Origin of the sequence: Rheinheimera mangrovi (genome assembly GCF_003990335.1) — a bacterium.
GTDB lineage: Bacteria > Pseudomonadota > Gammaproteobacteria > Enterobacterales > Alteromonadaceae > Pararheinheimera > Pararheinheimera mangrovi.
Genome location: NZ_CP034683.1, coordinates 3687487 through 3702601 on the forward strand (window position 1 = coordinate 3687487; position 15115 = coordinate 3702601).

Consider the following 15115-nt stretch of genomic DNA (forward strand, 5'->3'; position numbering starts at 1 on the left):
CTTCACGCCTTACAAGCGAAAAGGAAAAGTCACAGATGCCACAGATTTTTAGTAACGATGCCATCAGCAGAGCTTTATTGCTGGTGATCCTCTGTGCCGGTGTATTCTTTTTTATCGGCTTTCTGGTACCGGTATTAGCAGCTCTGATTATCTGTTTTGCCAGTTGGCCTTTGTATCGCCACCTGCTTAGTTATTGCCGCCATAACTCCGCTTTAGCAGCCAGTGTGGCCATTATTGCTATTTTGCTAGGCTTGGTGATCCCGCTTGCCATGGTGTTCAGTTATGCAATGGAAGAAATACGCGCCTGGATTGAATGGCTAAAATACGCCAATGAACATGGCGCAGTTGTACCTGACTGGCTTAAAGCTTTGCCTGGTGTCGGTGAAACTTTAGCAGCCTATTGGCAAACTTATTTAGCCGAACCGCATCAGCTTGGGCAAGTAGTCAGTTTAGTCAGTGGCGAACAAATCAGTGGGATCTCCAAGTGGGTGCTGAATTTCGGCTGGACTACAGCAGGCTTTATGCTGACTTTGTTGTTTATGCTGATCACTTTGTTTTTTCTGTATAAAGATGGCGAACGTTTAGCCTGGCAACTGGATACTGTAGGTGAACGCATTTTACCCGATCGCTGGAACCGTTTTTCCCGCGTTGTGCCGGCCACCGTCAGCTCAACAGTTATAGGCATGACCATTATCGCTATAGGCGAAGGAGTTGTGTTAGGTGTTGCCTACTGGATTGCAGGCGTCCCTTCCCCTGTGGCTTTTGGCGTGTTAACTGGTTTTATGGCTCTTATTCCGGGCGGTGCACCTTTGTCATTTAGCCTGATTTCGATTTATCTGATTGGCACTGGCGATTTAACCGCTGGGGTTGGCTTGTTTTTATGGGGCAGCATTGAGCTTTTTATTGTCGATAAAACTATTAGGCCTAATCTGGTTGGCGGCCCGGTAAAACTACCCTTTTTACCGACCTTTTTTGGTTTAATAGGCGGTGTGAAAACCATGGGCATGGTGGGTTTATTTGTTGGCCCTGTGTTAATGGCGCTGCTGGTCGCTATCTGGAGAGAGTGGCTGTTAGCACCACAACTGTCTGGCGAAGAACTCAAGGAACCGGCCCCTGACAAGACAGGCAATCAAAGCCCGGACCATAAAAAAGATTGACGATACACCAGCCTAGTATCAGCTGAAACTGAGATAAATTACTTTACTAGTTTAAAATGATCAGTAAGATTAATTTTTTCAATTTAAGAATTATACAGACCACCTTATGAACCCTCTCCGAAGGCGCGCTGTAGTCTTTTTGATTGCAGCGTTGACACACTTTTCGACTCTGGCTGATGTGTATTCGACACATTCCACAGCCATTAAACATGCAGAACTCACTATCTCTGAGCTACAGCAGCGGCATGTCATTGCGGCTCATTGGTCTTCTGTCTCGCCACAATATGCGCAAAAGGCCTCTTCGACGTCCCAGAAAGACCTGTGGTTAGTCCGCTTTGTCGACCCACAAGCCAGAAAGCTCAACGAACAAAATTTATATCTGATCCTGTCAGATTCAGGGCAACTGATTGAATACAGCTATCAGTTACCCACCTCTTATCTGTTAATTCAACACTAAACTCACCGGAGTCTTAATAGCAAGCTATGGAAATCTTTATTCTTGTGGGTCTGATCATTTTAAATGGTCTGTTTGCCATGTCAGAAATTGCAATAGTCACAGCGAGAAAGTCGAGATTAACTGCTTTGGCACAAAGCGGCAGCAGCTCAGCGAAAGCCGCATTAAAACTCTCTGAAGATCCAACACAGTTTTTATCCACTGTCCAGATAGGTATTACTTCTATAGGTATCCTGAACGGTATCTTTGGTGAGTCTATTTTGGCAGAACCTTTATCACTCTGGCTGCAAAGTTTTGGTTTTGCACCGGAAATCACCAGCATAGTCTCAACCATACTGGTGGTCATCATCGTCACTTATGTCTCTATTGTTGTCGGTGAACTGGTCCCCAAACGGGTGGGGCAAGTCAGCGCCGAGCGTATCGCCTGTATAGTTGCACGGCCTATGGCATTGCTTGCTGTAGCGACTAAACCTTTTGTCTGGATGTTGTCAGGTTCAACCCACGCCATTATGAAATTTTTGGGCTTTAGCCATATTATTGAAGACAATGTTACTCACGAAGATATACAAGCCATGCTGCAGGAAGGTTCATCTGCAGGCATCATTGAACATTCTGAACATGCCATGGTGAAAAACGTATTCCGTTTAGATGAACGGAGTATTTCTTCTTTGATGGTGCCACGTTCAGACATCGTCTATTTGGATGTTAACAAGCCGATTGAAGACAACCTGAAGCTAGTGATGCAGGCCCCCCACTCCCGTTTCCCGGTCTGTCGTAACAGCATTGACGATTTGGTAGGTATTGTTTCTGCCAAACAACTGCTGGCGCAGTCTATTGCGGCAAAAGAGATCCACATCGCCTCCCTTGCCAAGCCTTGTAATTATGTACCTGATAGCTTATCCGGTATGGAACTGCTGGATCACTTTAAAACCTCAGGCACCCAGATGGTGTTTGTGGTGGATGAATATGGCGATTTAAAAGGCCTGGTCACACTGCAGGATATGATGGATGCGCTGACTGGCGAAATTGCGCAAGATGATGACGAAGACGATCAGATGATAGTGCGAAGAGCAGATGGCAGTTTTTTAATCGACGGCCTGATCCCTATTATCGACTTTAAAGATGCACTGAATATCCGTGAAATACCAGATGAAGTCGAAGGCCGCTTTCAAACTCTGAACGGTATGGTGATGTATCAGCTGGGTAAAATACCGCAAACGGCTGACACTATAGAGGTTGCAGGCTGGAAACTGGAAATTGTTGATATGGACGGCAAACGTATTGATAAAGTGCTTGCCAGTCTGCTGCCACAAGACCAGGATGAATCAGATCCCGACCACAAGACAGGCTAAAGTAATGGTTTGACTCTGAGCCTCCAATTAGCAGGAGGCTTTTTCATAAACAGGGCTGGTATGTGGCTCTGCTGATAAAATTAATCTCTCGTTTTATGGATTGTTATGACCACACTGGAAATTATTGTTCTGGCTTTACTGCAAGGCTTTACCGAGTTTTTACCTATCTCAAGTTCAGCACATCTGATCTTACCTTCACAATTACTGGGCTGGACTGATCAGGGACTGGCTTTTGATGTTGCCGTCCATCTGGGTACTCTGGCTGCTGTATTGCATTATTTTCGCCGCGATGTAGGCCTGATTAGTTGCAGCTGGTTTGGCAGTTTCAAAGGCCAACACGACCAGCATAGCCGCATGGGTTGGCTAATTATTCTCGCGACTATACCTGCAGCCCTGTTTGGTTTGTTGATCAAAGATTTTATTGAAATCTATGCCCGTTCTGCCTTAGTGATCGCAAGCACAACCATTATCTTTGGCTTGTTGCTGTGGTACGCCGATGTGAAAGCAAAACAAACTAAACAAACGGATCAGTTAACTGTAAAAGATGTGATTATTATTGGCCTGGCTCAGGCCATCGCACTGATCCCCGGCACTTCCCGTTCAGGCATCACCATGACAGCTGGCCTGATGCTTGGATTAACCCGTCAGGCAGCTGCCCGTTTTTCGTTTTTAATCTCTATTCCTATCATTCTGCTGGCAGGTGGCTATCAAAGCCTGAAACTGCTGCAAAGCGAACAAGCTGTCGATTGGACAGCCTTAGGCTTAGGTACTGTACTAAGTTTTATCTCGGCCTATGTCTGTATTCATTTTTTCCTCAAAGTGATAGAAAAAATGGGCATGCTGCCTTTTGTTATTTACCGCTTAGCTTTAGGTATGTTTCTGCTCGCTTTTGTGTTTTATTTTAGTCACTGAGTTTATGGCCAATCAAAAGGAATAACCATGTTACGTACTTTACTTTCAATTGCAGTGTTCAGTGCTTTTTCAGCACAGGCCAGCACTGATTTAAAACCGCTGACAGAAACTGCCATCAAAAACATACAGCCACAAATGTTGGAATGGCGCCGTCATTTCCATCAATACCCTGAACTGTCGAACCGTGAAATCAATACAGCCAAAAAAGTTGCACAACATTTAAAATCCCTAGGTCTGGAAGTGCAAACCGGCATTGCCCACCATGGTGTACTGGGCGTATTAAAAGGCGCAAAGCCAGGCCCAACAGTCGCATTAAGGGCTGATATGGACGCTTTACCTGTGACAGAGCAGGTCGACTTACCTTTTGCTTCTAAAGTCCGCAGTACCTTTAATGGCCAGGATGTGGGTGTAATGCACGCCTGCGGTCATGATGCCCATACAGCGATGCTAATGGCCACAGCTTCAGTTCTGACGACGCTAAAAGCAGATCTTGCCGGTACTATTTTGTTTGTGTTTCAGCCTGCAGAAGAAGGCCCTCCAGCTGGTGAAGAAGGGGGAGCTAAACTGATGCTCAAAGAAGGTGTGTTTGCCAAATACAAACCTGATGCCATTTTTGGTTTGCATGTATGGCCTGGCCCTGCAGGCCAGTTACAGGTAAAAAGCGAAGGCATCATGGCTGCGGCCGACAGTTTTAATATTACCGTCAAAGGTAAACAGGTGCATGGCTCCAGCCCATGGCGTGGTGTTGATCCTATAGCGGTCACAGGCCAGCTCATCACCGCCTTACATCAAATTCCTGCCAGGCAGTTGGATGTAACTCAAGCTCCGGCAGTGTTATCTGTAGGTCAAGTGCATGGTGGCGTGCGCTGGAATATTATTCCGGATGACGTGAAACTTGAAGGCACAATACGAACTTTTGATCCTGGTATGCGCGAGCAATTATTGCAAAAAATGCAGCACACATCCGAGCATATAGCAGCGGCAAGCGGCGCTACTGCAGAATTTCATAACCACAGCTTTGCCGCAGTCACCTGGAATGACGCTGCACTCACCGAATGGGCTATGCCGAGCTTAGAATGGGCCGCAGGCAAAGCTGGTGTGGCACCAATTAAGCCTATTACCGCTTCTGAAGACTTTTCATTTTTCCAACAAGACGTACCAGGCGTATTTTTCTTTTTGGGCATAGCAGCGGACAATACCCCTGTCGAAAAAACCGCACCTAATCACTCGCCATTTTTTCAGGTCAACGAACAAGCACTGGAAAATGGTGTGCGGGCTTTCACCGGTCTGGCGCTGGATTATTTGGCTAACCCGGCAACAGTAACCAAGAAAGGCTAAAGAGTAAAACCATCACCACAGCGGCGAAGCCAACTGCTTTGCCGCTGCATTGTTTCAGATCCTGCCAACAGGTTAAAAGCCCTGTCACTACCATGGCGAAAATCAGACAACTTTGTGACAATACAAGCGCAGCCTGACTAAACCAGACAGGCACAGCAAAAGCTATGTTTATCAGCAATACCACAATAAAAGCCAACACAAACCATGGAAACACAAAGCCCTGGTTATTTTTGCTGTTAAAACTCAACCAAAGTAAAAACGGTACCAGTAAACAAACCCGGAATAGTTTGGCAATCACAGCTTGTGGCGCCACATCGCCCAATTGACTGCCTGCCGCAACAGCTTGTGATACTTCAGGTGCAGTACTGCCTATCAGCCAGGCCAGCTGGGCTTCGGGTAAAACGCCAGTTTGCATCAACACGGAATAACTCAATAACGCCAACAAGCCCATCAACAGCACCATAGCCAGACTTTGAGTTAAAGTGGCGTCGTCACTTTTGCGCACCGACCAGGTGGCAAAAATGGCCGAAGTTCCGCAGAAACTTAAACCACAGCTGACTAATAGCACCAGATCTTTAGGTAACTTAAACACTTTGATCCCCAACCACAGTGCAGCGGTTAACACCAGCAGCACTAAAACAATCAGCTGTACTAAAGCCAGCGGACTGGTTTGCAAAACCAGCTGTGGGTCAACACTAAAAGCAAACAGAACTATGCCAAAACGCAGGGCTTTTTGTTGCCATAAAGCCAGTGTGTCTAATTGTGACGCCAACAGTTGGCGGGGTTGCACCGAACACAAGGGCAACACAAAAGCGGCAGATAATCCCAGGATCAAAGCCACAAAAACAGGACTAACCCACTGATGCAAGACAGGTTCTGCCAGATAACAGAGTTGCAATAACAGGCTAAGCAGAAGTAATACCCACATAGTGATTTCATCTTTGATGTATAAACAGCGCTATTGTAATGCGTGAATAAAATAAGAATAATGGATTTATCTTATCACTCAGATTAGATAATCAAATGAATTACCCCAGCCCACGCCACTGGTTGTTATTAGATGCGATTTGCCGCCAGCACAGCCTGACCAAAGCAGCTGATCAATTGGCATTAAGTCAGTCCGCCGCCAGCCAGGCTTTAAAAGAACTGGAGCAACGCTTGGGTCATGCACTGTTTTTACGTCAGGGCCGACAGTTAATTCCCACTCAACACACGCTGGATTTATTGCCCAGATTACAGCTGTTTCTGGAGTTGCAGCAGGATTTAGTCAGTGCCGATCCTGACAAAGGACAGTTAAGGTTAGTCGCCAGTGAAACTGTAGGATGTTATTTATTACCCGGCTTGCTGGCACAGTTTACGGCTTTGCACCCACACATAGACTTTAAACTACGGCTGTGCAATAGCAGCGAAGTACTGCAATTGATGCACCAGCAGCAAGCTCAGTTGGGTTTTGTTGAAGGACCAGTATTAAGTGCTGAGTTTGACATCAGGCACTGGCGTCAGGATTTGACGGTATTGATAGGTCACCCACTGCTACACCAGAATCTGTCAACAGAACAGCTATTGGCACAACGCTGGATAGTGAGGGAGCAAGGATCTGGCACCCGCGCTGTACTGGAGCATGAATTGGCACGACTGCACTGGACGCCCAACCAGTTGCTGGAGTTGGAGCGGCCTGAGGCCATTAAGCAAGCGATAAAACAAGGTTTAGGTATAGGCTGTTTACCTTTACTGGCGGTGCAGGACGAAATTAATGCCGGGCAGTTGCTATTACTGCAAAGTCCTTTGCAGCTGCAACGTCATTTCAGACTAGTACAGCATAAAAACTATCAACCTGCTCTGCTGCAAAAATTTTTGCATTTTCTGCAGCAAAGCAGCGTCATTAACGCGCTTTAATAGCTTTACGTTTTGGTAATAACTCTGCAGGTAAACTAAAAGAAAAGCTGCTGCCTTTTTTCGGCTCGCTGAAAATCATCAGCTTGCTGTTATGGCGCTGCAATACATGTTTGACTATAGCTAAGCCTAAACCCGTGCCGCCTGTGGCTCGGGCTCTGGCCTGGTCAACACGGTAAAACCTTTCGGTCAGCCGTTTCACATGCTGTGGCGCTATACCTTCACCATTATCGCTGACACTAAATACTGCCTTCTGATGCTGCCTTACCCAGCTCACCTGAATTTCGCCACCATTTGGCGTGTATTTAATAGCGTTAGTGATCAGGTTAGAAAAGGCGCTACGCAGCTCTTCGCGAATACCTGACACCACAAGATCAGGTTCAACTGAAAAGCTGATCTGATGATGCTTATCGCGATTTAACGTCTGAGATTCCTGCTCCAGCATCGCCAGCATTGCGGGCACATCGATATGATCTTCAAACTGTACTTTAGCCGCGGCTTCAATACGGGACAGCGTTAACAGTTGCTGTACCAGAGCGTCCATACGTTTGGTTTGCTCCAGCATCACAGTGTGAGCTTTCAGCCAGATACCGGCGTTGGGCAGGTTATCTGCATCCATCACTTCCAGATAGCCCTGTAATACAGTTAACGGCGTACGCAGTTCATGTGACACATTAGCCACAAAGTCTTTGCGAACCTGTTCCAACAGTTTCAACTGAGTGACATCACGCACGATCAGCAAATGCTGATCATCACCGTATTGCAGCATGCGGTATTCCAGCACCAGATCTTCGTTCACCGGCGAGGATAACTCCAGAGACTGGTCAAATTGCTTCTGCTGAATATAAGTTTGAAATTCTGGATTGCGAATAAGGTTATCAATACGCTGACGCTCATCCTGTGGCCAACGTAAACCCACCAGTTGCTGTGCCAGTTTATTGCACCAGATAATGGTCCAGTCGCTGTTTAAAACCACTATCGCATCAGGCAAGGCTTCGGCACCATCGCGAAAGCGTCGGATCAGTGATCGTAGTTCTTTATTTTTTTTACGGGCTTTGCGCAGACGATAATAAATACCATCAAACACTTGTTGCCAGCTGCCATCACCGGCTGGAGGCGTCAGCTTTTTATCGCGCCACAGCCATTTATCCAGGATAAAAATATGCTGGTAATTCCAGCCCAGCAACACTAAAGAGGTGGCAAATAAAGCAGGAAACAGCAGGTCAAACAACCAGCCAGCTAAAGCCACAATAAAGAACAAAAGGAAGATTTTTCCGAAAATCTTCCTTTTAGATAGTAACAAACGCATAGCACCTACTTATTACCCGTCGCACTTGAAGCCGCAGCCTTATTGGCTGCTCTCTTTCGCCCCGATCACATAGAACAACTATGTTCATGGGGTCTCGTTGCGGCCGTGCTGCAACTCCAATTACTTAGGGTAAATAGCAACAATCATTGGGTCTCGCTCACTTGGCTGAGAAACGATAACCCGACCCCCGTACAGTTTGCACTAAACGGTCATGTCCAGCCAATGAAATGGCTTTACGTAAACGGCGGATATGCACATCGACTGTTCTGTCCTCGACGTACACATTAGTGCCCCAGACATGATCCAGCAACTGCTCACGGCTATACACCCGCTCCGGATGCGTCATAAAAAAATGTAATAAGCGGAATTCGGTCGGCCCCATATCGACAGCCTGTTCAGCTGCAGTCACACGGTGAGATACCGGATCCAGTTTTAAGCCTTGCACTTCAATCACATCATCCAGGCTGGTTGGCGCCACACGACGGATCACAGCTTTAATACGAGCCATCAGCTCTTTAGGTGAAAATGGCTTAGTGACGTAATCATCAGCCCCTACTTCCAGCCCACGGACTTTGTCTTCTTCTTCACCGCGCGCCGTAATCATAATGATTGGAATAGTGCGGGTCAGCTCATGCCCTTTCATTTTTTTGGCAAACTGAATACCGCTGCCCCCTGGCAACATCCAATCCAGTAAGACTAAATCAGGATAAGGTTCTACCAACATATTTACGGCCGAATCAAAATCTTCTGCGGTGCTGGCCTGATAGCCATTTTGTTCAAGCACAAAACACAACATGTCACGGATCGGCGCTTCGTCTTCTACGACCAGGATTTTTCTAGACATAACCCTCTACCAATTCAAGCTGATTTATTAATTGTGGCCAGTATGGCGTTAGTTTATGACAGTTTTATGAAAGCAAAACAAGCAAACTGCTCTGTAATGACCAGATAACAGGTTCAGGAACACAGCTACAGCAGTATTTTGCCACTTTGACTGACCCGAGATAAAAAACAACCAATTTGCTTACATTTTTCTAATAAATATAAAAGTCTTTCAGATGACACTTTAGTGAAGGTTTTTTGACAGCATCAGCGCTACACCACGTCAGACGCGGCCTGCATTTTTAGTTCAATCTATTCATCCGTCACTGTAATAAAACAGTCATTAAGCCTGAGTATGGTTGGCTCCAGCTTTTTATAACAACAGTATTCCTGTTCGTACTTATTGGAGATTGAGTAATGGCTTTACGTAACTTTTTAAAATTGAGCGCAATTGCCTCAGCTTTAGTGTTAGCTGGTTGTGGCGGTGGAGATATCAACATCGATACAGGCAATGGCGGTAATAATGGCGGTGGTGTTACCCCTCCTCCAACCAGCGCTTGTCCAGCCTTTGCTACTCAGGCCGCCGCTTTAGCTGGCGTTACTACTCCAGTTTGTGAAATTAAAGGCACCATTACCAGCGACACCACATTAACAGCTGATATCGCCTGGGCTTTAGCGGGCAAAGTGACTGTAGGTAACGATAACGCCAACAGCGCTACTTTAACTATTCAGCCAGGTACTAAAATTTTTGGTAAAAGTGGTGCGGACTATTTAGTAGTTGCCCGTGGTTCAAAAATTCAGGCTGTAGGTACAGCCACTAGCCCTATCATCATGACGTCAGTCAACGACATGTTAGGTTTATCTGATAACGAATCTGCAGCTGAATGGGGAGGTTTAGTTTTATTAGGTAAAGCGCCAACCAACAAATGTAATCAGGCTGATTTAGCCAACTGTAAAGTTGAAGCTGAAGGTGAAGCTGGTCCATACGGTGGTTCTAACCCAGACGACAACAGCGGTGCTTTAAAATACGTTCAGGTACGTTACGCTGGTTTTGAAGTTATCCCTGATAACGAGTTAAACGGTATTACTTTTGCTGGCGTAGGCCGTGGCACTACTGTGGAATACATTCAGGTGCATAACAACCTGGATGATGGCGTAGAGTTTTTCGGCGGTACAGTGGATGCTAAATATGTAGTGCTCACAGGAAACCGCGACGACTCTTTAGACTGGGCTGATGGCTGGACTGGTCGTATGCAGCACGTTTTAATTCGCCACAACCCAAACAATACTAAGGCTAACCGCGGTATTGAAGCGGACAACCAATCATCTAACTTCACAGCTACACCAGTCAGTAAGCCAAAGATTTCTAACCTGACCATTATTGGTAATAACTTTGACGGTGACGAAGACTCAGAGGGTATTTTATTACGCGCTGGTACTTCTGCTGAACTGTATAACGTGATTGTGACTGGCCCGGAAAAAATGGGCGAGTGTTTCGAAGTGAACACCACAGAAACCGCTAACTTTGCCAATAGCGGTGACTTAGTATTCCGTAACTCTATCATCGACTGTGCAGAACCTTTTGCTAACATCAAAGATTCTGCTGGCAACGTGACATTTAATGCAAAGACCTGGTTTGAATCTCAGCCGAACAACCTGGTAGGTGATGCATTATTAGGTGGTTATATCCCGGCACCTAACTCTCCAGCTTTAGCCAATGGTTACAACGTTTCAAATAACGTCGATGGTTGGTTTGATAATGTGAACTACATTGGTGCCTTTAACGGCACAACAGACTGGACCAAAGGCTGGACTACTTCTTTACATGTTGAAGATGGCGTTAACTTAAAAGCTTGTCCTACAGGTACTACTGAAGTTGCCAGCTTAACAGGGCGTTTAAACTGCCAGTTAACAGGCGATATCACTTCAAACGTCACTTTAGCTGCTGGTGCTGATTATGTATTAAGTGGCCGTGTGCGTATTGGTGTGGACAACACCACCAGCGCCACCTTAACAGTACAACCTGGCGTAACCATTTACGGTAAATCAGGTGCTGACTTCCTGGTGATCACCCGTGGTTCAAAAATCATGGCAGACGGCACTGCGGCAAACCCTATTACTATGACTTCGGTACAAGACGTGATTGGTTCACCTACAGCAGCTGGTCAATGGGGTGGCTTAGTCTTATTGGGTAAAGCTCCAACCAATAAATGTAACCAGGCTGATTTAGCCAACTGTTTAGTGCAGGCTGAGGGTGATGCAGGCCCATATGGTGGCCCTAACGCAGCTGACAGTAGCGGTAAACTGAACTACGTCGTAGTCAAACATGCTGGTTTTGAAGTTATTCCAGACAACGAATTAAACGGTATTACTTTTGCTGGCGTAGGTTCAGGTACTGAGTGCTCCAATATCCAGGTTCACCAGAACGTCGATGACGGTGTGGAATTCTTCGGTGGTAGTGTGAACTGTAAAAACGTAGTTCTGACTGCAAACGGCGACGACTCAGTCGACTGGGCTGACGGCTGGAACGGCAAAATGCAGTTCGTACTGGTTAAACATGCTGCTGACGGTGCAAAAGCAAACCGTGGTATCGAAGGCGACAACCAATCAGGTAACTTCACTGCCCTGCCAATCTCAAACCCAATCATCGCCAACATGACGATCATAGGTAACACCTTCGATGGTACTGACGATTCTGAAGGCGTATTACTGCGTGCCGGTACTAACGCTCAATTAGCAAACTTCGTTATTACAGGTCCTGCAGGTATGGGCGAATGTCTGGAGATTGAGTCTGCAGAATCTCAGGCAATGGCTGCTGCAGGCACCTTAACCATGACTAACTCTGTAATTGCGTGCCCTACTGAAGCAGTCAAAGGTAACGTGGCTTCTGGTGTGACTACTTCTGCATGGTTCCTTGGCCAAACAGGTAACAAGTTAGCGGCTGATCAGTCAGCAGTGTTAAACGGTATCTTCACCATAGACACAGGTGCTGCAAAAGACATGAAACCAGTGAATGCTTTCTTTGACACTGTAACCTTCACAGGTGCTGTTTCACAAAGCAACAACTGGACTGCTGGTTGGACTGTAGGTCTGAACGACTAAAGCAACCATAAACTGCCGGCTCGCCGGCAGTTTTGAATTCACTTAGTGCCGGGCCTCCCTTGGATAAGCCCGGCACATTGATGTACGAATTAGCTGATAGGACCAAGTTCAAATGAGCAGCAAGCAAAGTTTTAAAATCAGTCAGGTTGGCCGCAGTGTACTGCTGGCTTTAGCCGCAACAGCCAGCATGATGCCTGCATTAGCCCAGGAAACTACGACTGAAGACAGCAAAGAAGTAGAGCGTATTGAAGTCTCTGGCCGCCTGATGAGCTCAGCAGCCTCCGCTGCAGCAGAACGCCGCGAACAGCCTTACGTCGCTGAATTATTAGGCATGGAGCAAATCTCCAGAGCTGGCGACAGTAACGCGGCAACAGCACTGCGCCGTGTGACAGGTTTAACTTTAGTGAAAGACAAATTTATTTATGTGCGTGGTTTAGGGGAACGTTATTCCAGTACCTTATTAAACGGCGCTATGGTACCAAGCCCGGATCCAACCCGGAACGTTATCCCTTTGGATATGTTCCCAGCCGGTATTATTGAAAGTTTAGTGGTACAAAAAGCTTATTCACCTGAACTACCAGCCGCTTTTGGTGGTGGTAGTGTCAATATCCGTACAGCGTCTATTCCGTTACAACGCAGCTTTAACCTCTCAGTAGGCACAGGCTACAACAGCCTGAACAGCGACGACGCCTACACATACAACGGCGGTGGTGATGACTGGAAGGGCAGCGACGACGGTACCAGATCCATGTCACCAGAATTGCGTGCTGCCTTGGATCAGTACGGTACTATTAACCAGATTAATATCGCTGAAGCTCTGGGTGGTATCAATCAGAGCAACCTGGCTCAGGCTGCCACTATAGTGCGTGAATTAGGTTTAAACTTTAACCGTGATGTTGATGTACAGCGCGAAAATATCAAACCAGATTTTGATGGCAGCGTTTCTTTTGGTGATAAGTTTGATATTGGTTCTTCGGTATTTGGCGTAATGGCCGGTGTCAGCTATGACAGATCCACACAAAATATCGAAGAACAGGAACGTTATTTTTCAGTATCCGGTGACGATTTAGTTCCCCTGAATATCTATGACGATATTAAAGGTACTGAACACCAGGTAAAACTGTCCGGTATGCTGAACTTCGGTTTAGAGCTAGATGAAAATCATAGGTTTGAAACTGCGTCTATTTATCTGCGGGATACTAAAGACGAAGTCAAAGTAAAAAATGGCGACAGTATAGAAACAGTCAACGAAGAGGATCGTTTCAACACTGATACCTCTTTACGTTACGAAGAGCGCTCTATGTTCAGCAACCAAATTCGTGGCCGCCATATGTTGCCATGGTTGTATGACATCAGCATCGACTGGCAATATACAGATGCAAAAGCTGAACGTGACGCACCGGGTGAAATCGAATACCGTTATGTCAACGAACGTCAGGCTGATGGTTCTTACAGTTCTTTCCTGCGCCGTAACCAGAATGCTGTGAACTACAGCTTCGGCAAAATGGAAGATGATACTGAAAACGGTAGCTGGAATGCCAAACTGCCTTTTACCCTGGGTAAAGCAGAGATGAGCCTGAACGGCGGTTACTCCTATTTTGAGCGGACCCGTGAGTCTGAAACCAACCTGTTTAACTTCAACACTGTGGGTTATAGTCTGGAGCAGTTGAGTCAGAAGTTTTCAGATATTTTTTCAGATGAAAGCATTCTGAATACAGCCAATGGTTTCCAGATCTCTAACGTCACCACACAAGCCGACGACTACATAGCAGCACAAATGATTGATGCCGCTTATGTTGGTATGGAAATGAACTACGACTATTTGCTACGTTTAAACTTCGGTGTCCGTTATGAAGACTTCCGCCAGATTTCAATTCCGCTTAATGCAGACGGTGAAATCAGCGGCAATATCGAAGAATTCCCATTACAGGAAGATGGTTACTATCCTTCGTTGTCTTTAACCTGGTTTGTCAGTGAAGAGCTGCAAGCCCGTTTTGGTTACAGCAGCACTGTAGTTCGCCCAGACTTACGTGAAGTCACCCCAGTGCTCTTTATCGACCCTTTGACCGACTTTAAAGTCACGGGTTTCTCTGGTCTGCAAAGTACAGATGTCACCAGTTACGATGCTCGTTTAGAGTGGTATTACGACGAAAGTAACTACAGCGTAGGTGTGTTTTATAAAGATCTGGACAAACCAATTGAATCCATTGAGCTAAGTGGTTCAGACGGTAACTTATTGATGTCGTTCCGTAATGGCGACACAGGCGAAGTTTATGGTTTAGAAGCAGAGTTCCTGCAACAGTTGAATGTGCTGCAAGGCGATAACTGGCTGGATAACTTCTTTGTCGCCGGTAACTTTACCTATAGCGAATCTGAAATCACTATTCAGCCTTTTGCTGGTACTGATCTGACAAATTTAAAGCGTCCTCTAAATGGTCACTCTAAACATGTGGTCAACTTCCAGTTAGGTTTTGACTCAGATAACGACGAACATAATGCGACTCTGACTTACAACGTCTTCGGTAAACGTATTGCCTTTGCTGGTGTAAACGACAAAGACGATGCCTACGAGCAGCCATTTAACTCATTAGATTTTGTCTACTCATACACGCCGTTTGAATCGACTTCAGTCAAGCTGTCGATGAAAAACATACTGGATGAAGATGTTGAAATTATGCAGCAAGGTGAGTTGTTACAACGCCGTGTTGAAGGCCAAAGCTACGGTTTAAGCTTCAGCTACAAATACTAAGTTAGTGTTTTTATACAGAGGGTCAGA

At 46.1% G+C, this 15115-nt stretch carries 11 protein-coding genes; 8 read left to right on the top strand and 3 right to left on the bottom strand.

Annotated features, from left to right (window positions below; genetic code table 11):
- Window positions 1-35 precede the first annotated feature (35 nt).
- The 5 genes from EK374_RS16745 to EK374_RS16765 all read left to right on the top strand — a co-directional run bounded on the left by EK374_RS16745 (window position 36) and on the right by EK374_RS16765 (window position 5213).
- The gene (locus tag EK374_RS16745; RefSeq protein WP_233280272.1) at window positions 36-1157 is read left to right on the top strand and encodes an AI-2E family transporter; all 1122 of its coding nucleotides are present in this window, start codon (window positions 36-38) and stop codon (window positions 1155-1157) included.
- Between the two features lie 106 nt (window positions 1158-1263).
- Entirely contained in the window at window positions 1264-1614 is a 351-nt protein-coding gene (locus EK374_RS16750; protein ID WP_127025690.1) for a hypothetical protein, read from the top strand.
- Window positions 1615-1640: 26 nt separating this feature from the next.
- Window positions 1641-2963: a hemolysin family protein gene (locus EK374_RS16755; RefSeq protein ID WP_127025691.1), complete on the top strand. Its 1323-nt coding sequence runs from the start codon at window positions 1641-1643 to the stop codon at window positions 2961-2963.
- Between the two features lie 105 nt (window positions 2964-3068).
- Complete coding sequence (locus EK374_RS16760) at window positions 3069-3875, top strand: undecaprenyl-diphosphate phosphatase (RefSeq protein ID WP_127025692.1); 807 nt, start codon at window positions 3069-3071, stop codon at window positions 3873-3875.
- Between the two features lie 27 nt (window positions 3876-3902).
- On the top strand, window positions 3903-5213 hold the full coding sequence (locus EK374_RS16765) for an amidohydrolase (RefSeq protein WP_127025693.1): 1311 nt from the start codon (window positions 3903-3905) through the stop codon (window positions 5211-5213).
- On the opposite strand, the gene EK374_RS16770 is transcribed toward EK374_RS16765, so the two are convergent.
- A complete protein-coding gene (locus EK374_RS16770; RefSeq protein WP_127025694.1) occupies window positions 5182-6141 on the bottom strand; it encodes a YeiH family protein in 960 nt (319 codons plus the stop codon). The genes EK374_RS16765 and EK374_RS16770 overlap by 32 nt on opposite strands.
- Window positions 6142-6236: 95 nt before the next feature.
- On the opposite strand from EK374_RS16770, the gene EK374_RS16775 reads away from it, so the two are divergent.
- Window positions 6237-7109 (top strand): LysR family transcriptional regulator, encoded by an 873-nt coding sequence (locus EK374_RS16775; RefSeq protein WP_127025695.1) that lies wholly within the window; start codon window positions 6237-6239, stop codon window positions 7107-7109.
- On the opposite strand, the gene phoR is transcribed toward EK374_RS16775, so the two are convergent.
- Both phoR and phoB read right to left on the bottom strand, forming a co-directional pair.
- On the bottom strand, window positions 7096-8415 hold the full coding sequence (gene phoR, locus EK374_RS16780) for a phosphate regulon sensor histidine kinase PhoR (protein WP_127025696.1): 1320 nt from the start codon (window positions 8413-8415) through the stop codon (window positions 7096-7098). The two genes, EK374_RS16775 and phoR, sit on opposite strands and share 14 nt — an antisense overlap.
- A gap of 157 nt (window positions 8416-8572) precedes the next feature.
- The gene (phoB, locus tag EK374_RS16785; RefSeq protein ID WP_008900420.1) at window positions 8573-9259 is read right to left on the bottom strand and encodes a phosphate regulon transcriptional regulator PhoB; all 687 of its coding nucleotides are present in this window, start codon (window positions 9257-9259) and stop codon (window positions 8573-8575) included.
- 395 nt (window positions 9260-9654) lie between these two features.
- Between phoB and EK374_RS16790 the strand changes: the two genes are divergently transcribed.
- Together EK374_RS16790 and EK374_RS16795 are read left to right on the top strand one after the other, a co-directional pair.
- Window positions 9655-12339 (top strand): hypothetical protein, encoded by a 2685-nt coding sequence (locus EK374_RS16790; RefSeq protein WP_127025697.1) that lies wholly within the window; start codon window positions 9655-9657, stop codon window positions 12337-12339.
- Between the two features lie 112 nt (window positions 12340-12451).
- Window positions 12452-15088 carry a TonB-dependent receptor domain-containing protein gene (locus EK374_RS16795; protein ID WP_127025698.1) on the top strand — a complete coding sequence of 879 codons (2637 nt, stop codon included), beginning with the start codon at window positions 12452-12454 and terminating at the stop codon, window positions 15086-15088.
- Window positions 15089-15115 lie beyond the last annotated feature (27 nt).